Origin of the sequence: Rhodohalobacter sulfatireducens, assembly GCF_022012475.1 — a bacterium.
GTDB lineage: Bacteria > Bacteroidota > Rhodothermia > Balneolales > Balneolaceae > Rhodohalobacter > Rhodohalobacter sulfatireducens.
Map to the genome: position 1 here is coordinate 20,794 of NZ_JAKLWS010000032.1, position 22,203 is coordinate 42,996.

Here is a 22,203-nt window from a genome sequence, read left to right on the forward strand (position 1 = left end):
GATTTATGCCTAAAAATGCTATTCAAAATTTTCAAATACCTGTCATCGATTTTGACAGGGCGCTATCCTTTTACAGTAAAATTATGAATTACGAGCTTGAACAGCTGGAATTACAAGATGTAAAACTTGGGGTTTTTCAGTGTGATGAGGAGGATGGAGTAAGTGGTACGATTATTTTGGGGAATGGCCAATTGCCTTCAAAAGAGGGTGCCCTTGTTTATCTACATTGCCAAAACGATTTGAATGTTCATCTCCAACAGGTGGAGGAGGCCGGCGGAGAAATTTATATCGGTAAAACTGAACTTGGCCCCGAAATGGGTTACTTTGCCATTATCCACGATACTGAGGGTAACAGGATAGGATTGTTCTCGAATGAGTGATTCAGTTTATAATTCAAGATGTAGGCTGAATATGTGATCCGGCTCCTTTCCAAACTCCTTTTTCAAAAACAAGTTCAAAAATTTCGATATCATCATTAGTTGTTAAGCTGACTTCTCCATTAATCTGCTTAACCAAAGCATGCATAATTCGTGCGTCAAGAGATTGTGAATCGTTTATATCAGCCTGTCCATTTGCCGGTTTACCGTTGTTTTCCACTGAGAGTTTTACTCGGCCGTTTTCTGCCGTTAACTGAATGTTTATAAACGAATTTTCAATATCGGTAAACTCCCTTGTATATGCGTGGATAAGTATTTCATTACAAATCAATCCAACAGGAATCGCTTGGTTGATGTTTAACTCTATATCTCTATTTGTTTTACGATACTCGATTTCGGTTTCGCTCATGTCGAAAACATGTTTTAAATAATTGTACTGTTCATTCAGAAACCACTTAAAATCGATATTTGGCTCTTTCTCAACTCCTTTGAAGTTGTCATAGATTAGTGAGAGCGATTTAAGGCGGGTTTTATAGTGATAAAGAACCTCGTTTAGATAATTAGAATCAGAATTCATTAATTGCAGTTCAAGGAGCGCTGACATAAGGGCGATATTATTTTTTACGCGGTGGTGAACCTCTGCAAGAAGAATCTCTTTTTCCTCGAGGGTCTGTCGTAATCTTGCCTGATCTTTTTTCTGCCGGCTGATATCCTCAATGATTGCAATCAGGTACTTCACGTCTCCATCTTTATCTCGAACAGATCCCTTTGTTAGTTGAATATCTATGAACGATCCATCTTTTCTTTTGTACCTCTTCTCGTCTTTATAGCTTGAAATCACACCATGAATAATATCCTGGTCAAGTTGGCGCCCTCGTTGGAGGTCTTCAGGGTGAATAAAATCATCGAAGTTTAGTTGGAGTAGTTCATCTTTTTTATAGCCCAGAATGTTGCAGAGGGTTTGGTTTACTAACATCCATTTTTCATCGGGCTTGTGATGAGCAATACCGACAGGTGCTTTCTGGAAAGTAGCCTCAAATTTATCTTTCTCTTTACGAGTATCATCGAATAAATTTTTGACTAAAACATTACTTTGATACACCAGGAAATAGATCAGTATACTGCTGGCAAGGACATAAAACCAACCTTTAAATGATTGGATCTGGGTGATAGTGTCGCTATCATCAAACATAGCGAGAACAGCCTGATCTGAGTATTGGATCCACAAAGCTCCAACTATTAAATAGATGAATGCAATGATAAATGGACTGCTCTTGATGATTGTTTTAAGTTTATCCATACGTAGTCTTTTTTGTAGGATTCAATTAAATCACGGAATTTTATGAATCAATTCAAAACGAAGAGCAAAATTGTGTTCTTGATTAGAATAGAAAGCTTTTAATTAATTTTTGAGTCTAAAAAATCCTAAAATATGAAACCAATTCTATCACTTTTAATTTTTTTTCTGTTAAACTTTACAGTAGTGATTACAAGCGACGATCCGTTTATTGATAATGAATCAGAGGTCTTCCAGGATTCCCCAGATACTATTCGGGTAATGACATTTAACCTCCGATTGGATACACCGAGTGATGGTTCAAACGCATGGCCGCACCGGAAGGAGATGGTGGCTCAAACAATGCGATTTCACAGTGCTGATTTTGTAGGAATACAGGAGGGACTGCCACATCAGTTGGAACAATTGGATGAAATGCTCCCGTACTTTGATCGGATTGGAGTCGGACGAAATACAGAAGATGATCCTGGGGAGTATTCGGCAATCTACTACAAAAAAGATCGGTTTGAGTTGATCGACAAAAACACTTTTTGGCTTTCGGAAACTCCTGACGAAGTTGCAAGCGTGGGGTGGGATGCGGCTCTCCCCAGAATTGTAACGTGGGGGGAATTCAGGGACTTACATTCAGGGGAAACCTTTTTTGTGTTCAACACTCATTTCGATCACATCGGCGAAACAGCTCGCGAAGAAAGTGCATCGCTGATTTTGGAAAAAATTGATGAGTTAGCGAGTAATTTTCCCGTAGTTGTTATGGGTGACTTCAATACAACCGAGGAGGATCCGCCATACAAAGTGCTAACCGGTGAGATAGGAGAGCATGAAAATGTATTGGATGATGGATTTTACGCTTCCGAATTTGGTCATCACGGGCCCACATCTACCTGGAATGGATTTGAGGAGATAATTCCAGGCAGAAGAATTGATTTTATATTCACAAATTCCGGGTTTGATGTGATTCAACACGCAATATTAGCTGATCAATATGAAGGCGGGCGGTTTCCATCTGATCACATGCCGGTTGTGGCTGATGTTAAATTTGAAAAGGAATAGATAAATTTAAAAAGGGCACAAGCGGGGACGCTTGCGCCATCACCAATCAGTAAATATTTTAACCTCAAGATCGAAATATGAGCGTCCTTGGCCAACGAAGCTTTAGCTTAGTTGACTCGCTCTTTCTTTGCTTCAATACTTAATTCTATGAAATGTGCCCGATCACGTAGATTTCAGTAACCATTGGGGTTTTTCTGTTGCCAGTTCCAGGCATCGCGGCACATCTCCTCCAGGCCTCGTTCAGTTGTCCAGCCAAGTTCTTTTTCCGCTTTGGAAGGATCGGCAAAACAAGATGCTGCGTCACCGGGACGTCTTGGCGCAATTTCGTAGGGCACAGACACTTCATTAATTTTCTCAAACGTTTTTACCAATTCAAGAACGGTATATCCGCTGCCTGTACCGAGATTATAAACGACCAGCCCTGGGTTCTCTTCAAGTTTTTTGAGCGCTTTCAGATGGCCGATGGCAAGATCTACTACATGAATATAATCGCGCTCCCCGGTTCCGTCACGTGTCGGATAATCGTTTCCAAACACGCTTAGTTTTTCTCGTTTACCGACGGCAACCTGGGTCACATACGGCATCAGGTTATTGGGAATTCCGCTGGGATCTTCACCGATTTCTCCGCTTTCATGCGCGCCGACGGGGTTAAAATATCGAAGGAGCGCCACATTCCAGTCCGGATTAGCGGTTTGAAGATCTTTCAAAAGATACTCGGTCGTCAACTTGGTTTGGCCGTATGGATTTACGGCGCTGAGCTCAGAGTCTTCAGTTAGTGGAGATTGGGAGGGATCACCATAAACCGTTGCTGAGGAGCTGAATACAAAATTATTAACCCCGGCTTCCTGCATAATTTCACAGAGATTTATCGTCCCGCTGATATTGTTTCTGTAATATCGCAGCGGTTCTTCAACCGATTCACCAACTGCCTTCAGTGCAGCAAAATGGATAACGGCATCAAATGAGTAGGCATTGAATACCTCTCTCAAATCTTTTTTATTCAAAAGATCCATCTGGTAAAAGTCGATCTTTTTCGAAGATAAGGACTCAACCCTCGAGATTGCCGTGAGTTTGCTGTTGCTTAGATTATCAATGACTACAACTTTATACCCGGCATTTAAAAGTTCCAAAGCAGTATGGCTTCCTATAAATCCCGCTCCTCCTGTTACAAGAATACTCTTCATTCTTTATTTCTGATTTTTTTGATCACTGAATTCTTCGCCCAAGATAAGCCCTAAATGTGATAAGCAAAAAAGGATCTGCAGGAGATTACCTGGGCATCATGATTTTGAAGGTAGTTCCTTTATTCAGTAAGCTTTGAACTGTAATCTTTGCACCATGGAGTTCCAATATTTTTTGAGCGATTGAGAGTCCTAATCCCGCACCCGAACTGTTTGACCGGCTTTTATCTACCTGGTAAAAGCGATCAAAAATATGAGGAATGTCCGATTCCGGAATCCCTCTGCCTGAATCACTGATCTCCAGGCTGATATCTTTCCCGTTCTGGATGGATTTGATAGTCACCGTTCCGCCTTCCGGAGTATGCTGTATAGCATTGTCAATGAGGTTCGAAAGTGCACGATCCAGTAAGCCTATATCTGCGTAAATTTGTGCATGAGGATTTTCGGGATAGATGGTTTTAATCTGGATATTCTTCTGATCTGCAATAGGAGTGAACTGCTGTACCAGGTCCTGTACCAATTCAGCAAGAGAGATGTCTTCCAGGTTGGGTGTTACATTTTCCGCATCAAGCTTCGAGAGATCGAAAAGATCGTCGATCATTCGATTTAGTTTTTTGGTATTTGAAAGCACCGGTTCCAGGTACCTTTGTAGTTCTTCTCGAGTGATCTCATCACCTTTCATCTGGATCGTTTCAACATATCCTTGGATGGAAGAAAGCGGATTGCGCAGATCGTGTGAGACATTTGCTACGAGATCCCTGCGAAGTTTGTCGGCTTTTTTCATATCGTTCATGCTTTCGACTACTGTATCCGCCATTCTGTTAAAGCAAAGCGAGAGATCTGTAATTTCATCATTACTTTTGATGGGAATTCTCTTATTCAGTTCACCTCGCTCAAAATCTTTTACAGTTCTTTTAATTACATCCAAACGCCTGGTAAGCATTCTAAAGATGAAAAATCCAATGGCCAATCCAATCAACAGAATAGTGCCGATAAAAATGAGAGATCCGCGAAGAATATAGCTGTCTTCAATCATATCAGCAGTTTCAGTGAACTGATTTCCCTCCAAGACCACGTAAATAAAGCAGTCTTCTTCACCCATAATAGTTATGTTAGCCGCGCTGAAAGGCTTCAGCAGATTGGGATTCCTGGGATCCATGCCGAGAATAGGAAGAGGCTCACCGGCTATGAACTGATTGAGTGGTTTAACATCTACCATAGGGGTTTCAGGTTCCCTTCCATTGTTTTGCCCCTGGATAAAACTTTTTATCATCCCCTGACGGCTGAGCAGGTAAAAATCGAACTGGGGATTTTCTCCACTCAGTTCCCTCAGCTTTTGGGCAATTGCCTCTTCATCAAAATTGTCGTCAACGATAGGCTGAAATTCCGGTACAAGTCTGCTCGCCAGGTCTTTATTTGTTTTCTGGATCGATTCCTGGATGATTCGTGAAGACGCCCGGATACTTGTATATGCTACAAGTGCCCCAAAGAGAATCATTATTCCCGAAAAGATGGCAATCAGTTTAAAGTAGAAACTACGCATTGTCATCGGGGTCTTGATGCTCGGTAAACCTGTACCCGACTCCCCAAACCGTTTTTATGAAATGCTGGTTGGAGGGATCCTTCTCAATTTTACTGCGCAACCTGTTAATGTGTGAATTAACAGTATGGCTGTATCCCTCATAGCTGTAGCCCCAAACCTTATTTAAAAGTTGTTCGCGGCTGTATGCTTTACCCGGATTGGAACTGAAAAGCAATAAAAGGTCATACTCTTTGCTTGTCAGGTCAATGGTTTTACCAGATAACGTAACTTTCCGTTTATTTGGATAGATTTTTAAATGATCATACACCAACTTTTCGGGAAGTTTTTCATCTTGATCTTGATCAACCTTAATTCGCCTGAAGATCGCTTTTACACGTGCGGTTAATTCCCGAACGCTGAAAGGTTTCGTCATATAGTCATCAGCTCCGAGTTCCAGTCCGAGAATAGTATCTACCTCCTCGGTTTTGGCTGTAAGCATCATAATTGGAACTTTTTGGTCCTCTTTTCGGATGCGTTTACAAACTTCAAACCCATCCAATTTTGGGAGCATGATATCAAGTATAACAAGGGAGGGTTCCTTTTTCTCAAAAATTTCCAGGGCTTCTAAGCCGTCTAGAGCTGTGTGTACAAGATATCCCTGATCTTCAAGATTTATTTTTATGAGTTTAACCAGGTCACGGTCGTCTTCGACAATCAGTATAGAGTTGGATGGTTCCTGCATAGATAATGGTTCTATATTTGAGCAGGAAAAATGTCCCGTTCAGTTACTGTTTTTCATCACAGAATAGTAACATCTGCTACTCAAGTTGTTTTAGTTCCTTTATGAGTTGTTTACAGAATTTATTCATGCTTTCAGCCAGTTTCTTAATCTCTTGGTCAGATGCATCCTCTTCAAGCATGATTTTGGATGTTTCGTACATGGTAACTACGTCATCCAGTTTCATCATCTGGGCAACAGGTTTAATTTTGTGCCCGGCTTGACGGAGCGTTTCCATATCCCTCTGTTTCAATGATTTTGAATATTTTGTCTTAAACTCGGTAAATGATTCGATGGAGGCTGATGCAAATTCGCTCACATAATCTTCATCTCCATATAAAAGATCTACAATGACCTGTTTTTCAATAATAGGTGTTGGTATATCCATGGGTTATCTGTTTACAGGTTTTTTAATTCCATGTGGTTTAGGTCGTCCATCCTCATCGAGGTGAACAAAAACTATTTTGTCAATTCGAATGATCGGTTTTCGGGTGAATTTATGCCGTACTTCGCATTTTACAGTGATAGATGTTTTTCCAAGAGAAACGGTTTCCATACCGATCTCTATGATATCACCCAGTTTAGCTGAACTTACAAAATCAATCTCAGACATAAACTTGGTTGCAATATTTCCCTTTCCAAGCTGACAAATAACATAGATAGCCGCTTCTTCATCAACCCAGGCCAGTACGGATCCCCCAAATAGAGTTCCATGTGCATTCAAATCCTCTGGTTTGATGAGTTTCCTGCTGAAAAAACGCATCTTTGGAAAAGTATCTTCCATGAAAAAGCCAGATTTAAAGTTATAATTTCTAAGGATTTATGAATATTCGTGATTTTTTCAAATGATCTTTAAAGATAGGAGGATTATCTCAATTCTGACAACATAATCATTTGCAAAAAGATGAACTTCTCTGACTCTTTGTTTCTTTTTTTTAATAATGCATTAACATTTAGTTAATGAGGGATGAATATGTTCTTACCAGTAACTCCAAAGCGTACTATCGACAATCATATAACGGCAAAAGAAGCCCTCTTGACTGAGGGCTTTTTTTATTTCCGGTCTTCTCTCTAAGACCAGGGCTTAATATCGAGGTAGAGTTTTGCCTCGAATCCTTTTTTGGATGATAGTGGAATATAAATGCCTTTATCATCGGAGAGTACATCTTTTCCAAGTTTTTCACCCCACTGTTCATCCGTTAGAATATACCGGATGTTCCAGCCATCATCTGCAATTGTAGCCCGGACGGTGAGTTTATCACGGTATAAATTCTCCTCTGGAATTCTTTCATCAAAGAAGAGAAAATTATCGATTCGGTACTCTGTAGTTCGAACCACAATGTCTATTGTAAACACGAGTGTCCGTCCATGGGTAATTTTGCTGCTGTCAAGGAAAACTGAAAATAGTATGGGGAACCTGGGTTTACTGCGGTCGAGGTTTTCCGGTCGCAGAAGTTCATCAAATGTTCGAAAAACGGCTGAACTGTGATCTATTTTCCGTTCGGTGAGTTTGTATGTAAAAGAACCGCGCGGGGCTACGGTTGACTCAAAAAAGTAGGATGCTTTAATATTTTTCCCTTCATCATATGCTTTTTGAACAGATGGGGGGAGTGGCAGCGAAGTGGGTTCCAGAATTCCTTTTACCCTTGTATTTCCAAACAGAAACCTGACCAGATTTTGATATCCTTCCTCGGAATTCACCATCCCAAAATGACCGCTGTGGCTATGGTGTGTATAGGCTCTTGGTGATCTGTCGACCGTTGCATTTTTAATTTTCACAAGTCCGTCGCTCATTGGGCCAACGGCGTATTTCGATGCATTATAGTCTTTGTGATTGGTTCCTACCAGGCAGAAAAATCGAGAGGAGTCGAATTTTCCATCCAGGGTGTTTACATCCTCAGAATTTTTATCAAGATCAAGATAGGAGGCCATCTTGTCCCGATTGAAATTGTTCATGTCCCAGATTCCAAGAAAGCCGGGTACGTTTGCTCCTCCAACCTCGATACCGTTGTGCGGTGTTCCGTATGTGAACACTTTATCAACTAACGATTTAATATTTAGAGTACTCACGTCATCGTTCTGCAGGAGGCAGCGGCAGATCAATCCGCCCATGGAATGAGCCACCAGGTACACTTTAAAATCATCTAAAGCCTTTTGATCCTCTCCACAGACAAGTTTCCTGGTTTTTTCAATCAATTTCCCGAGAGCTTTGGCAGCATCAATAATGGATGGAGTGTCGCCTGCCCCAATATCCTCGGATGCAACATCATAATATCGATGAATGATGATACTTTTTGCCGGAATGGAGTCTTCAATTTCGGTTCCGTTTAAGTAGTTGTCTGCATAACCATAATCTTTCATAAGGCGCACGAGCGGGGACTCAAAAATATGCTTCTTAATTTCTCCGTCCCACTCTTGTCGAATTTTAGTGGAGCCAAGGTTAAAACCCATATATGGTGTTGCCACGGTATCTTCAATTTCAGATTGCCGCATTGCATAGCCGCGTACATAGATTATTGGATAGAAAGGTGGATTGATAGCTGGCATAATAGTCTCCCGGATTTTAAATAAAATGATTATTGATTGAATCTAAATAAATAAATGAAAAACAATAATGATTTACTATTTTTGATCGGATAATTGATTTATTTGATTCATCAGATCTAAGACAAAACTTATATCTTGGGTTCTGGTAGAATTATTTGGATTATTTCGCATGTAGAGAAGAGAAATATCATCTGAACTAAACAGTTACACGGTGCCAGATTTGACAATAATTGTTGGTATTATTTTTATCGCCGGGTGTAATTACCTTGCAACCGGTTGGTTCATCAAGTATGCACGAAAAAATAACATCACAGATATTCCCACAGAACGAAGTTCTCACAGTACCCCTACACCAAGAGGTGGGGGACTGGGATTTGTTCTCACGTCGATCATCGCATTTGTTGTTTACTTTGCCCGGGAAGGGTTGCTGACCTCAAGTGGATACCTGGCCTTCATCGTTACGATAAGCATTGTTGCATCTCTTGGCTGGTTTGATGACAGAAAAAATCTCTCTCAAATCATTCGATTTACAATACAGGTGATAGCCGCTGCATTTATTTTATTTTTTATAACCGGGCTGAAAACATTTTCTTTGCCCTATGTACAGGAATTCTCACTGGGATTTTTCAGTCCGTTTTTGGGAATTCTTTGGATTACAGGTGTCACAAATATTTATAATTTTATGGACGGGGTCGATGGAATCGCTACAGTGCAGGCTCTTACAGCTTCAGGGGGTTGGGTAGTATTTGCGCTTTTATGGAGTGAACCTATTCTATTCACGTTAAATTTGATTGTATTTGCAACTGTACTCATTTTTTTGATTTACAACTGGGCGCCGGCAAAAATATTTATGGGAGATGTTGGCAGCCTGTTTTTGGGCTTCTTTTTTGCCGTAATGCCCTTTATTGCAGCTTATGTTTCAGAAGAGACGACTATAGCATCAACATTGTGGATCGGAGTTATTTTGCTTTGGCCATTCCTTTTTGATAGTTCATCAACCTTGGTTCGAAGGCTTAGAAATGGAGAGAATATATTTAAAGCCCACAGGTCTCATCTTTACCAGAGGTTGAATATAGCAGGTTGGAGCCATTCAGAAATTTCAACCCTCTACCTGGCTTTTGCATTATTTTGTTTGATTATTGCTCTTTTTTATTATTATGAGAGTGATATTGTACAAATTTTACTTCTTCTATTTTTACTAATATTGTCATTCCTGTATTCATGGGGAGTTCAAATCATAGAGAAAAAGTAAAAAATAAGAATCAAGAAATTATCAATACTTACTTAAAATTAGTTTATACAATTAAATAGATAATATTTAAGTACCCGTCAGACAGTTTAATTGCAATTACATCAATTTAAAAGTGCTTTGCATCAATTTTAAATTAGTTAATATTTGCTATATTATTCCTGTGGCTGAGGGATTATTATATAATTGACTTGATTCTACTTAAATAGTAGACTTTTAATAGAATAAAATGGCAACACTAAAGGGATATTCGCGACGTGCGTTGTTTTTTATTGCAGGAGATGCAGTTGCTATTTTATTGGCTTCATTCATATCTGCCTTTATTTTAACATCCATATCTGGTTATTCAGGTGAGTTATCGCTCCTTAACTTGCTGATTTATATAACACTTTCCCTTTTATTTCTAGGTCTTTTTAAAATGTATAGGGTGAGCTGGCGATTTACCAGTTTACGCGAGTTGTTAATGATAGTAAATGCATTAACAATAGCAGCAGTAACTTTTACTGGTTATTTAATTATTTCAGGTCAAGCAAATAGTATGGAGCTTTCACTGCTTGCTATTACATATCTGCAGAGTATCCTGTATGTCGGTGCTTTTCGAATTAGTAAACGGGTTAATCTTGAAATTTTCCAGAATCAAAATCACGAAAAGAGAGCAATTGTATTTGGCGCTGGAAATGCGGGCGACCAGATCATGCGGGATATAAAACGCCATAAACACTGGAATCTCAACATTATTGCAATTTTTGATGATGATGAGCATTTACACGGTCTCTCAATGCATGGTGTACCAATAAAGGGTGACCGCAATAAAATGATCCAGTTTTTGAGATATACTGATATTGATGAGTTGATCATTGCAATTCCCTCACTGCCCAAGCAAGAATTGAAATCAGTTTTAAATCGAATAAAAGATTTAAAACCAAATTTAAAGGTAAAAGTACTTCCATCATTTCACCTTTTGTCTGATGACCCGGTTGGAGTTAAAAATATTCGTGAAATTAGTATTGATGACATACTTGGCCGGGAGCCTGCAAAAATTGATATGGATACAATCCGCAGCAGTGTTGAGGGGAAAACTGTATTAATTACCGGTGCAGGCGGGTCTATTGGGCGTGAGATAGTCAGACAATGTGCCAGCCTGAATGTCGGTAAACTGATTGCACTGGATATAGATGAAACCGAGGTTTTTCATATCCAAAAAGAGTTTCAAGACGGGGACGTTAATCTTGTTCCATATGTAGCAAATGTTATAGATGAACAGAAAATGAGCAGGCTTTTAGAAACGGAAAAGCCCGAGATTATCTTTCATGCTGCTGCTTACAAACATGTACCAATGATGGAAGATTTTCCGGAAGAAGCGATTAAAGTAAATGTGCAAGGAACAGATGTTCTTGCCAGGTTATGCTGCATGCACGATGTAGAAAAATTTGTGTTGATCTCCACAGATAAAGCCGTGAATCCGACGAATGTTATGGGAGCGACCAAACGGATTGCAGAAGAGGTTTGCCTGGCTCACAACGACCTTTGCATAACCAAGTTTATAGCGGTTCGTTTTGGAAACGTATTAGGATCGCGAGGCTCCGTAGTTCCAATTTTTATAGATCAGATTCGAAATGGTGGCCCCGTTACGATCACTCACCCCGAAGTAAAGCGTTATTTTATGACAATACCGGAGGCTGTGTTACTTGTAATGCAGGCCGGTGAGATGGGTAAAGGCGGAGAGGTATTCGTATTAGATATGGGAGAACCGGTTAAAATTTTAGATATGGCCAAACAGCTTATTCAGCTTCACGGTTTGGTTCCTGATAAAGATATTCCAATAGAATTTATTGGTTTGAGACCCGGTGAAAAAATGTTCGAGGAACTGTTAAAGGCTGAAGAGGGCGTGGAGGATACCTCTCACGAACTGATTCATAAAGCTATTTGCAGAAAAGATGTAAATACCGATGAACTCGAAATGGTAATTTCACAACTATTAGAAAATATAGAGAATGGGGATACTGAGACATTGCGGAATCACATTAAGAAAATCGTACCCACATACTCTTTTAAAGAACCACAAACAATTACAAAGAATGGACAAAAATCAGTAAAGGAATATGTTGATTAAACATTATTATTTTCTAACCATTTAGTTTAATTAACGAAACCAACACCAAATCTGCTTTTTATGATACAAATAAGCAGATAAATAATATTATTCATCAAGCTATTTACATTTCTCAATTCCTATAGGAATCTTATATTCCATGTTGCACAAATTAATTATTTATTAAAAAGATAAATGAGCAATAAACAGTTACTACAAAAAATTCATAAAAGAGAGTTTAAAGTTGGCATAATCGGACTTGGATATGTAGGGTTACCATTAATGTGGACCTTCCATGACAAGGGCATGCCTGTTATTGGATACGATATTGATGAATATAAGGTGAAATGTATCGAAGAAGGTACCCCTTATATAAAGCATCTCGGCGTTGATAAAATGAAGGTACTTTCAGAATCGGAGAGGTGTTTCGCTACAGCAGATTTCTCCAGGTTAGTGGAAGCCGATGCTCTCTTGATGTGCGTACCGACACCGCTCAATACTCACAGAGAGCCCGACATGACATATGTTGTTGAAACAACCAAGGTTATTGCTAAACACCTAAGAAAAAATCAGCTGGTGATACTTGAATCAACAACCTGGCCCGGTACTACCCAGGAATTGATTATTCCTATTTTGGAAGAGGAGAGTGGATTAACATCCGGTGAAGATTTTTATGTGGCATATAGCCCTGAACGTGAAGATCCGGGAAATGCAGAATTCAATACATCCAAGATACCTAAAGTTGTAGGGGGGCATGGTGAAGAAGCGGTAGAGTTGGCATGCGAGCTCTACAATACATCTATTGTAAAAACTGTCCCGGTCAGCGATACAAAAACCGCTGAAGCTGTAAAATTGACTGAAAATATTTTTCGATCCGTGAATATCGCTTTGGTAAACGAGTTAAAAGTGATCTACAAAGAGATGGGGATTGATGTCCACGAAGTTTTGGATGCGGCCGAAACCAAGCCATTTGGATTTATGAAATTTACGCCGGGGCCGGGTTTAGGCGGACATTGTATTCCAATCGACCCTTTTTATTTGACATGGAAAGCGCGTCAATACGAGCAAAATACAAGGTTTATAGAACTTGCCGGTGAAATTAACACTGAGATGCCGAAATATGTGGTAAACCGGACTTTACAGGCACTCAACTCTCATAAAAAGGCAGTGAATGGAAGTAAAGTGTTAATTCTGGGTTTGGCTTATAAACCCAATGTGGATGATGACCGTGAATCACCGAGTTATAAACTAATGGACCTTTTCGACTCCATGGGGGCGGATGTTTACTATTATGACCCATTTGTTCCGGTTATAAAGAAATCCAGGGAACATGCACATTGGGCCGGAACGAAATCTGTTGAATGGAATAAAGAAACAATTCAACAGTTCGATGTCGTTGTAATTTCAACAGATCACGATGAAGTAGATTACAGGGAATTATCCGAATGGAATAACCTGATCGTTGATACTCGTAACTCAATGAAGCATATACTTTCTAAAAACGGTAAAGTTTGGAAGGCTTGATGTTGCTTTTTGGGCCAATATTTATTGGTTTATTCGCAAAACGCAGAGACTTATCTTTTCTTGAACGAAATCTCAAATAATATTAAGAAATGAAAATTCTAATCACCGGGACAGCCGGGTTTATTGGATTCCATTTAACACGACGTTTACTTGAGGAAAATCATCAAATAGTGGGGTTGGATAACATCAACGACTACTATGATGTGGGACTAAAAAAAGATCGGCTAAAAGAAACAGGTATTGTTGAGATAAAAGAGAATGAACTTGTAAAGAGTTCAATAGATGATAATTATCGTTTCATCAAAACGGATCTTCAAAACAGGGAAGTCGTAGAACAGCTTTTCGAATCTGAAAGATTTGATGCTGTTATTAATCTGGCAGCCCAGGCCGGGGTACGATACAGCCTTGAAAATCCACACACATATGTTGAAAGTAATATTGTTGGGTTTCTGAATATTCTTGAAGGTTGTCGCCATACAGATGTATCACACCTGATGTACGCTTCATCCAGCTCCGTGTACGGTTCAAACAAAGAGATGCCTTTTAAAACAACGGATAATGTAGATCATCCGGTAAGTTTGTATGCAGCAAGCAAAAAATCTGATGAGCTAATGGCACACACCTATTCTCATCTTTATGACATTCCAACAACCGGACTTCGATTCTTTACTGTCTACGGACCATGGGGCCGGCCGGACATGGCACTGTTTCTATTTACAAAGGCAATGATTGAAGGACGTACAATAGACGTTTTTAATCATGGGGATATGGCCCGCGATTTTACATATGTAGATGATATCGTAGAGGGAATGAAAAGGTTACTTCATAAAGCGCCTTCTAAATCGAGCGAGAAATCCACAGCTCCATACCAGTTATTTAATATTGGTTATGGGAGTCCGGTAAACCTCATGGATTTTATACATGAAATTGAGAAAAATCTTGAAATCGAAGCAGAAAAGAATTTTATGGATATTCAGCCGGGGGATGTTCCAAAAACCTGGGCAGATGTTGAACCGCTTAATAATTTAACGGGATTTCGTCCGCAAGTATCGGTCAGAGAAGGAGTTAAAAAATTTATAAATTGGTATAAAAAGTACTATACTCACTCATAATCATCTGCAAATTGTTGGCTAAGAAACATCAGACTAACTTTTGAGTTAAAAAAGGGCGCAAAAAGGTATAAGGCGTAGTATGTAAATTGAAAAAATACAAAGATTTAAATCTATATTAATTCTTAGTTTCTACTTGCCTTGATGCGAAATTAACTGTATAGTTTTTCTTTTTTTAAATTTTTAACCGTTGGTAATGTTAAAAAGAATTATTGATCAAAGGGATTTTTGGAAGTTCTTTTTAGAGCTTGGGGTTTGGACATCCATCACAATCGTTGCATTTGCGCTTCGTCTTGAAGGGGAGTTTAATGGCTATATTCAGGAAATTGTACTGGTAACTGCTGTACTTGCCGTTTTTAAAGCAATTTCTATTTATCTGTTTGGAACTTTCCGGCAATCATGGAGAAATATCGGCTTTCGAGATCTTTTTTCGCTTTTGAAGTCCATTTCCCTTGTCAGCATTTTATTCCTTGCCTCAGCATTTCTGCTCCGTAATGAATTCGTTATTCCTTACTCCGTTCCGGTTATTGAATATTCTTTATCTCTCCTGATTCTTTCAGGTATGCGAGTGAGCACACGCTTTTATCTTGTTTATTGGAATCCAACATATGTTCGAAAAAAAGGAAAGAATAAGTACAGGGTTTTAATTGCAGGTGCCGGAGAAAGCGGAAACATGGCGGCCCGCGAAATGTTTAGACACCCGCAAGCCGGAATGCATCCCGTGGCATTTTTAGATGATGATAAATCCAAACAAGAGCAAAAGTTTTTGGGAATCCCTGTCGTTGGTACTATCGACGATATGGAAGAGGCAGTCAAAAAATATAAGATCGATGAAATTTTAATTGCCATGCCCTCTGAATCGGGAGAAGTGATTCGCAGAGTAGTTGAGCAGGCGAGAAAAACGGACGCCAAATACAGAATTATACCAAGCATATACGATTTAATCAGCGGAAAAGTATCGATTAACCAGATCAGGGATGTCGATGTTGAAGATCTGCTTCGCAGGAAACCTGTAGAGTTGAACACCGGTTTGATTAAAGATTACACGGAAGGTAAAACGATTCTTGTTACCGGCGCCGGCGGATCAATCGGTTCAGAAATTGTACGACAACTCTCCAGATTTAACCCCGGGGAGGTTGTGTTGATGGGGCGTGGTGAGAATAGTATTCACCAGTTGATAAATGAAATTAATTATCATTTCAGTAACCTTAATTACGCTATAGAGATCGGAGATGTAAGAGATTCTGAAACTCTTGAACGTCTTTTTAAAAAGTACGAACCGCAAGTTGTTTTTCACGCTGCTGCCCATAAACATGTACCGCTGATGGAAGCAAACCCCGAACAGGCAATTTTCAACAATGTATGCGGAACACGAAACCTGGTTCAGATTGCTCTTGAATTCAATGTTACCCACTTTGTAAATATTTCAACGGATAAAGCTGTAAATCCCACTTCTGTGATGGGAGCTACCAAAAGAATATCAGAGCAAATTGTCCAGTGGGGGGCAAATCAAACAAAAAATGGTGAAGTTTTTGTGTCCGTAAGGTTTGGGAACGTGCTCGGAAGTCGTGGAAGTGTAATCCCGAAATTCAAAGAACAAATTAAAAGGGGGGGACCCATTTCTATTACTCATCCGGACATGGTTCGGTATTTCATGACTATCCCGGAAGCCTCTCAACTTGTTATGCAGGCAGGTGCTTTAAATATGAATGGTTCTGTGTTTGTACTGGATATGGGTGAACCGGTTAGTATAGAAACCATGGCAAGGGATTTGATTACCTTGTCGGGCTTTGAACCGGATAAAGATATTGAAATTGAGTATACCGGCATGCGCCCGGGTGAAAAACTCTTTGAAGAACTTTTAACGGCTGAGGAAGGAACGGATATGACTCAGCATGAAAAAATTTACGTAGCTAAAAGTATTGATGTAATAAACGATCTTTCAAATAAGCTTGATCAACTCGAGAAAATAGCGTCTGGCGGCAATCACGAACAGATTAAATCGGCTATAAAAGATATCGTACCAACATATCAATTCGAGGCTAAAGAAGTCTTAAATTATTAATTTTCTGTCTGCCATTATTCGGGTAGATTTATTAAGAAGTCAATCATTTCTATATTACCCTAAAATTTCAACTAATTTAGCCTCGTGTCAGATTATAACCATAGTGAGCCGGATCTTCCCGAAGAGGATAACTTAGGAAAGGAAGGTGGAAGTCAGCTCCAGAAAAAGTCAATTAAAGAGGAATACAGGCTTATTCCGGTAACGGAGAGTGGATATGAAGACCCCGAAGATCAAGTTTTTATTGATCTGGTAGGCATTTTTAAAGATTTGTGGGTAAATAAGAAAACAATTATTACCTCTACAATAGTCGTTTTCTTAATTGGAGTGGGTATCTATATGGGCAGTGATCCAATATACTATTCCGAAGCACAATTAATGCCTCAATCCAGCTCAAGCCAATCTCAAATAGGGCGCCTATTCCAGCAATACGAAAATTTCTTTGGCATTCAAGGCTCTCAAGAACAGAATGATATTGAGGTAACCATGTATCCGCATATTGTTGAAAGCCTGAACTTTCAAATAGAGTTAATGCAACACGAGGTATATTTCAGCAACCTGGATAGTACGATCACAATTTTTGATTATTTTAACGATCATCACCGACCCGGGTTGATTGATAGAACCACCGATTTCATTTGGAATTACACAATTGCGCTTCCATTTACGCTTTGGGATGGAATAAAGAGTCTTTTCTCAGATGGAAGCCGAGAACGCGCTGAGATAGATTTTTCAAGATTTGAGGAGTTTGATGTACCCAAAGAAGTGGATAGCCGGATTAAGCGTGCGGCAAATACAGCCAGTGAATTGATAACGATCAACCGTGAAGCTCAGACAGGATTCGTGAATATTGGCGTTTCGCTGCCGGATCCCCAGGCATCAACAGAAATGGTTATTTTGGTTAAAGACCTACTTCAGGAATATGTAACGGATTACCGAACTGAGAAGGCGATAAATAACCTGGAATTCATAAAAGAGCGGTATGAAGAAGCGAAAAAAACATTCCAAATGCGCCAGGATTCGCTGGCACAGTTTCGTGACCGAAACGTTAATCTAAACTTAGAAAGTGTAGCCGTCGTTGAACAACGGCTTCAATCTGAATACGATTTAGCGTTTAGCCTGTATAATACACTGGCCCGAAGATTGCAGGAAGCGGAGATCCAGGTTCAGGAAGAAACACCGGTATTCCGGGTCCATGAACCCGCAGTTATTCCGGGAAGTCCTTCTGAACCCGATCCGCTTAGGATTTTTGGTGGAGCCATATTTGTAGGACTATTTTTTGGTGTTGCTTTTATATACCTGAGAAGGTGGTTTTATCACTTTTGGGAAGAATTTAAAAATAAAGATCCAAAACCTTACTTGAACTGAGTTTGAAGTTATTTGAGAGTATTACTTACTATTTTGGAGTTTATAAACATTTTATCGGGAAGAGGCTCTACATTGTTTTCGCCCTGACAGCGGCAGCGGCTATCACCGAAGCTTTTGGAATAACCCTTATCTTACCGTTGATTGAAGCAGCAGACGCCGGTGACGGCGGCCTTGAGCGAGGAGGGAGAGCCGTACAGTTTTTATATGCTACTCTTGAACTGATTGGGATTCAAGACTCCGTCGTGGGAATACTTATCTTCATTGGCGCTATTTTTATCGGTAAAGGATTTTTGAAGTTCGTGGAGGGAGGATATGCAAGTTATCTCCGTGCTCAATTGATGAAAGAGATTAAGGGAAAGATGTTTAATGCCTACCGGTTTATGGATTATCGATATTATGCCGATAATAACACCGGTCATTTTATAAATGTGATAAACGGGCAAATCAACAATTTTATACGAACGTTTGATACATTTACCCGCTTTCTCACAATGATCATCATTACGGCTTCGTATCTCTCAATAGCATTTTTACTTGCCTGGAAATTTGCACTGATGGCCATTGCCGTAGGTTTCGTTCTCCTTTTTCTATTCAGGTATCTTAATAAGTATGTCCAGGACCTTTCAAGGAAAACCTCCAAAGAAGAAAGTTTACTGAATAAGTTTTTAGTTCAAACCATTCAATCTTTCAAATATCTTTCATCTACAAACCAGATGCAGTATTTGAAGGGCGGTGTGATGTCGAGCATTAAAAGACTGGCTTTCTACATGTTTCGACAGGGAGCTGCCAGCGCATTTACCAAAGCCATTCGCGAGCCCGTTTCCGTAATCTTTCTGTTATTTGTAATTATTGCGCAGGTCGTTGTTTTTGATTCACCCATTGCCCCGATTTTTGTGGCTTTATTGCTTTTTCACAGGGGGATGCAACATATGATCGGTATCCAGGACGACTGGCAAAAAACAATGGAAAAAATCGGCTCGCTTGAGATGGTTGTCAATGAATTTGAGGTTCTCGAAAAGCACCGGGAAGAAAGTGGTGAACGACCCATTGGAAAACTTAGAGAAGGGATAGAGTTGCATAATGTTAGTTTCCGCTATGAAAATAAAGACGAGGATGTTTTAAAATCGATTAATATCAGGATTCCCATCAATAATATGATTGCCGTTGTGGGAGAATCCGGAGCCGGTAAATCTACTCTGATAGATACATTAACTCTTCTCTTAAAACCACAGGGAGGTAAAATCTATATTGACGGGATAGATTCTTCGGAAATTGAAGTCGGTTCCTGGCGGTCACAAATTGGTTACGTTTCGCAGGAGACGGTTGTTTTTGATGACACAGTTGCAAACAATATCTGTTTGTGGAAAGGGGATTATGAAAATGATCCGGACGTGAAAGAACGGGTGGAGGAAGCAGCCAAAAGAGCTTATGCCGATGAATTTATCCGGGAGATGAGTGATGGCTACCAAACTGTTGTAGGCGACCGGGGCGTACGTCTTTCAGGCGGGCAGCGTCAAAGGCTTTTTATCGCACGAGAACTCTACAAAAATCCGAATCTGCTTATCCTCGATGAAGCCACAAGTTCCCTGGATACTGAATCGGAGCGATACATTCAGAAAAGCATCGATGCACTGAAAGGATCAATTACAGTCGTGATTATCGCCCATCGTCTTTCAACCATAAAAAACTCAGATTTAATCTACGTACTTGAAAAAGGAGAGATTATTGAGAGCGGCACTTATGATGAACTTTCGCTCAACTCCGAGTCGAAGTTTTCACAAATGGTTGCCATTCAGAGCCTCTAGTTTGCAAATCGATATTTGCCGCTATACATTTCCATTTCTCAATTTAGCAGAGTAAAGAATGACTCCAAACCTGGCGATTGTAATACCTGCCTACAAATCAGATTTTTTATCGGAAACACTACAAAGTATCCGTGATCAATCAGATCAGCGATTTTCATTATACATTTTTGATGATGCCAGCCCAGACAACATCAAGGAGATTCTTCAACAAGCTTCATTTGATGATTCTGTTACTTTTAAACGTTTCGATACAAATGTTGGTAGTAAATCTCTGACAAAGCAGTGGGAACGTTGTATTTCAGAAACGGCAAATGAAGATTGGATCTGGCTTTTTTCTGATGATGACATCATGGCCCCGGATTGTGTGGAATCTTTTTATAAGTCCATTGAGTATGATTCTGATTTTTCTGCATACCGGTTCAATACAAAAAAAATATCTGCAACCGGAGAAGTGATTCGAGAAAATGAATTTCCGAATTCGTTTGACGGGGCCGGTTTTTTAAATCAAAAACTTTCCTATAAACAGGAAAGTTATATCGTTGAATATATATTTTCCCGCACGGCTTATCACGAAATCGGTGGGTTTCCAAACTTTCCTCTTGCATGGACATCAGACGACCTCTTCTGTTTAAAACTCGCTGAACACGGGCGCATTTCATCTATTGACGGAGGTTGCGTTTTATGGAGATACAGCGATTCAAACATATCAGGCAGTACCAACCGGGAAAATGCAAAACTGAAATTGAAGGCTGCAGCCGAATTTGTAGATTGGATATCAGATAGGCCAAGAATAGTTAAAAAGTTGCAACCAAAAGATCTGCCTCTCAGGTGGTTTGTACGACAGGTTCGATCGATGGCAGACCAACTAATGCTATTTGATGAACTTTTGGCTATCAAATCTGTATCCCGACACGACAACAAAATCTGGAAGTATTACTTTAAGATGAAAAAGAACAGAAGCAAAATTCTCGGATGGCTGAAAAAATTCTCATTATAAGCCCGGTTCCACTTTTTCCAGGACACGCCGGAAATCGCGAGCGAATTCTGGCGATCTGTACAGAATTGATGGAGAGAGGGTATATCCTGGACTTCTTCTATACAGGTTTTCATTCTGAGATTTCAGAAGATCATCATTCTTTTTTTAATGGGTCTGTTTTAGATCATAAACTTGAAACTGAAAGAGTTCAATTTGGAAAAAATCCAGTCTCAAGACTTCAAGAAATTGCCAATGGGTTAAAAATTAAGATAGAGAACTGGCTCAGGTATTTGCAGGATGGTTCAGCATCAGCTCGTTTTAACAGGAGTTTAACCGAATACAAAAATTTTGGTAAATGGCTATTGTTAATGGGACAAACAGATCAATCTGCATACAAGGCAGTTATTATAAACTACGCTCCATATTCATTTTATTTTGACCTTTTTGAGGATGATACGATTAGAGTTATAGATACTCATGATCGTTTAACAGATCGATTTAAACTGTTTATCAATAGCAGCAGAGAGCCGGTGGACTGGCACAGCCTAACCCGGGAAGATGAAAAGAAAGCTCTCTCAAAAGCTGATGTTGTTTGGGCTATCACGAGCGAAGAAAAAAAGTTTTTTGAAGAATTGATTGAATCAAATGTAACCAAAGTTTACACTCTTCGGCATTTGATTCCTTTTAAGGAGATCAAGAATCAAGAAAAGGACCCTAAAATTGTTATGATCGGTTCTGGAAATCGTTTGAATATTGATGGGCTAACCTGGTTTTTAGAGCAGGTCTGGCAGAAAATCAGGCATTATGGGCTTGACCTGAAATTTCTTGTTGCCGGTTCAATCTGTGAAGCTGTAGATGAATCTATACTGGATGATGATATTGAACTTTATGGGCGGTTTGAATCAGACGATGAGATCTATTCGAAAGGTGATCTTTTTATCAACCCAATGCAGGAAGGCACCGGTTTAAAAATTAAAACTTTTGAGGCACTAGCGAATGGTAAATTTGTTCTTTCGACAGAAGCCGGCGCTACAGGATTGAATGAGCTTGTTGGGAATGGGCTCATATGTTCAGACGATCCCGCAACCTGGATCCAGGAGATCAAGCAATTTTTTAAAGACAATTCAATCAAACAGGGGCAACGGGAAAAAACGGCTGAGATCATTTCCCAAATTTACCGGCAAAGTCTTGATGTGATCAGTGAATCATTGAATACCAAATTGGAATCTAATGAGTTGTGACACAGATCATAACTTTTTCTACCTT

The 22,203-nt window shown here is 39.7% G+C and carries 18 protein-coding genes; 11 read left to right on the forward strand and 7 right to left on the reverse strand.

The window, feature by feature from the left end:
• Positions 1-5 precede the first annotated feature (5 nt).
• Complete coding sequence (locus L6773_RS17600) at positions 6-380, forward strand: VOC family protein (RefSeq protein ID WP_237855807.1); 375 nt, start codon at positions 6-8, stop codon at positions 378-380.
• A gap of 13 nt (positions 381-393) precedes the next feature.
• On the opposite strand, the gene L6773_RS17605 is transcribed toward L6773_RS17600, so the two are convergent.
• The gene (locus L6773_RS17605; protein ID WP_237855808.1) at positions 394-1,677 is read right to left on the reverse strand and encodes a sensor histidine kinase; all 1,284 of its coding nucleotides are present in this window, start codon (positions 1,675-1,677) and stop codon (positions 394-396) included.
• Positions 1,678-1,809: 132 nt separating this feature from the next.
• Here L6773_RS17605 and L6773_RS17610 point away from each other — a divergent pair, with 132 nt between their 5' ends.
• Positions 1,810-2,724: an endonuclease/exonuclease/phosphatase family protein gene (locus tag L6773_RS17610; RefSeq protein WP_237855809.1), complete on the forward strand. Its 915-nt coding sequence runs from the start codon at positions 1,810-1,812 to the stop codon at positions 2,722-2,724.
• A gap of 173 nt (positions 2,725-2,897) precedes the next feature.
• Here L6773_RS17610 and galE read toward each other — a convergent pair whose 3' ends face one another.
• From galE to L6773_RS17640, 6 genes are all read right to left on the reverse strand, one after another.
• Complete coding sequence (gene galE / locus L6773_RS17615) at positions 2,898-3,908, reverse strand: UDP-glucose 4-epimerase GalE (protein WP_237855810.1); 1,011 nt, start codon at positions 3,906-3,908, stop codon at positions 2,898-2,900.
• Between the two features lie 85 nt (positions 3,909-3,993).
• Positions 3,994-5,448, reverse strand: coding sequence for a sensor histidine kinase (locus tag L6773_RS17620; RefSeq protein WP_237855811.1), 1,455 nt, complete (start codon positions 5,446-5,448; stop codon positions 3,994-3,996).
• Positions 5,441-6,169 carry a response regulator transcription factor gene (locus L6773_RS17625; RefSeq protein WP_237855812.1) on the reverse strand — a complete coding sequence of 243 codons (729 nt, stop codon included), beginning with the start codon at positions 6,167-6,169 and terminating at the stop codon, positions 5,441-5,443. Before L6773_RS17625 ends, L6773_RS17620 begins: the two co-directional genes overlap by 8 nt.
• Positions 6,170-6,245: 76 nt before the next feature.
• Positions 6,246-6,593 carry a taurine dioxygenase gene (locus L6773_RS17630; protein WP_237855814.1) on the reverse strand — a complete coding sequence of 116 codons (348 nt, stop codon included), beginning with the start codon at positions 6,591-6,593 and terminating at the stop codon, positions 6,246-6,248.
• Positions 6,594-6,596: 3 nt separating this feature from the next.
• Complete coding sequence (locus tag L6773_RS17635; RefSeq protein ID WP_369431593.1) at positions 6,597-6,968, reverse strand: acyl-CoA thioesterase; 372 nt, start codon at positions 6,966-6,968, stop codon at positions 6,597-6,599.
• Positions 6,969-7,276: 308 nt separating this feature from the next.
• Entirely contained in the window at positions 7,277-8,752 is a 1,476-nt protein-coding gene (locus L6773_RS17640; RefSeq protein ID WP_237855816.1) for an esterase/lipase family protein, read from the reverse strand.
• A 211-nt stretch (positions 8,753-8,963) separates the two neighbouring features.
• Here L6773_RS17640 and L6773_RS17645 point away from each other — a divergent pair, with 211 nt between their 5' ends.
• The 9 genes from L6773_RS17645 to L6773_RS17685 all read left to right on the forward strand — a co-directional run bounded on the left by L6773_RS17645 (position 8,964) and on the right by L6773_RS17685 (position 22,178).
• The gene (locus tag L6773_RS17645) at positions 8,964-10,004 is read left to right on the forward strand and encodes a glycosyltransferase family 4 protein (protein WP_237855817.1); all 1,041 of its coding nucleotides are present in this window, start codon (positions 8,964-8,966) and stop codon (positions 10,002-10,004) included.
• A gap of 226 nt (positions 10,005-10,230) precedes the next feature.
• Complete coding sequence (locus L6773_RS17650; protein ID WP_237855818.1) at positions 10,231-12,114, forward strand: polysaccharide biosynthesis protein; 1,884 nt, start codon at positions 10,231-10,233, stop codon at positions 12,112-12,114.
• A 174-nt stretch (positions 12,115-12,288) separates the two neighbouring features.
• Positions 12,289-13,617, forward strand: coding sequence for a nucleotide sugar dehydrogenase (locus tag L6773_RS17655; protein WP_237855819.1), 1,329 nt, complete (start codon positions 12,289-12,291; stop codon positions 13,615-13,617).
• A gap of 89 nt (positions 13,618-13,706) precedes the next feature.
• Positions 13,707-14,729, forward strand: a complete 1,023-nt coding sequence (locus L6773_RS17660; RefSeq protein WP_237855820.1) for an NAD-dependent epimerase — start codon at positions 13,707-13,709, stop codon at positions 14,727-14,729.
• Positions 14,730-14,922: 193 nt separating this feature from the next.
• The gene (locus L6773_RS17665; protein WP_237855821.1) at positions 14,923-16,791 is read left to right on the forward strand and encodes a polysaccharide biosynthesis protein; all 1,869 of its coding nucleotides are present in this window, start codon (positions 14,923-14,925) and stop codon (positions 16,789-16,791) included.
• Between the two features lie 84 nt (positions 16,792-16,875).
• A complete protein-coding gene (locus L6773_RS17670) occupies positions 16,876-18,156 on the forward strand; it encodes a Wzz/FepE/Etk N-terminal domain-containing protein (protein WP_237855823.1) in 1,281 nt (426 codons plus the stop codon).
• Between the two features lie 2 nt (positions 18,157-18,158).
• Positions 18,159-19,961, forward strand: a complete 1,803-nt coding sequence (locus tag L6773_RS17675) for an ABC transporter ATP-binding protein (protein ID WP_237855824.1) — start codon at positions 18,159-18,161, stop codon at positions 19,959-19,961.
• A gap of 58 nt (positions 19,962-20,019) precedes the next feature.
• Positions 20,020-20,958 carry a glycosyltransferase family 2 protein gene (locus L6773_RS17680; RefSeq protein ID WP_237855825.1) on the forward strand — a complete coding sequence of 313 codons (939 nt, stop codon included), beginning with the start codon at positions 20,020-20,022 and terminating at the stop codon, positions 20,956-20,958.
• A complete protein-coding gene (locus L6773_RS17685; protein ID WP_237855826.1) occupies positions 20,934-22,178 on the forward strand; it encodes a glycosyltransferase family 4 protein in 1,245 nt (414 codons plus the stop codon). The genes L6773_RS17680 and L6773_RS17685 overlap by 25 nt, the downstream gene beginning before the upstream one ends.
• The last annotated feature ends 25 nt before the right edge of the window (positions 22,179-22,203 follow it).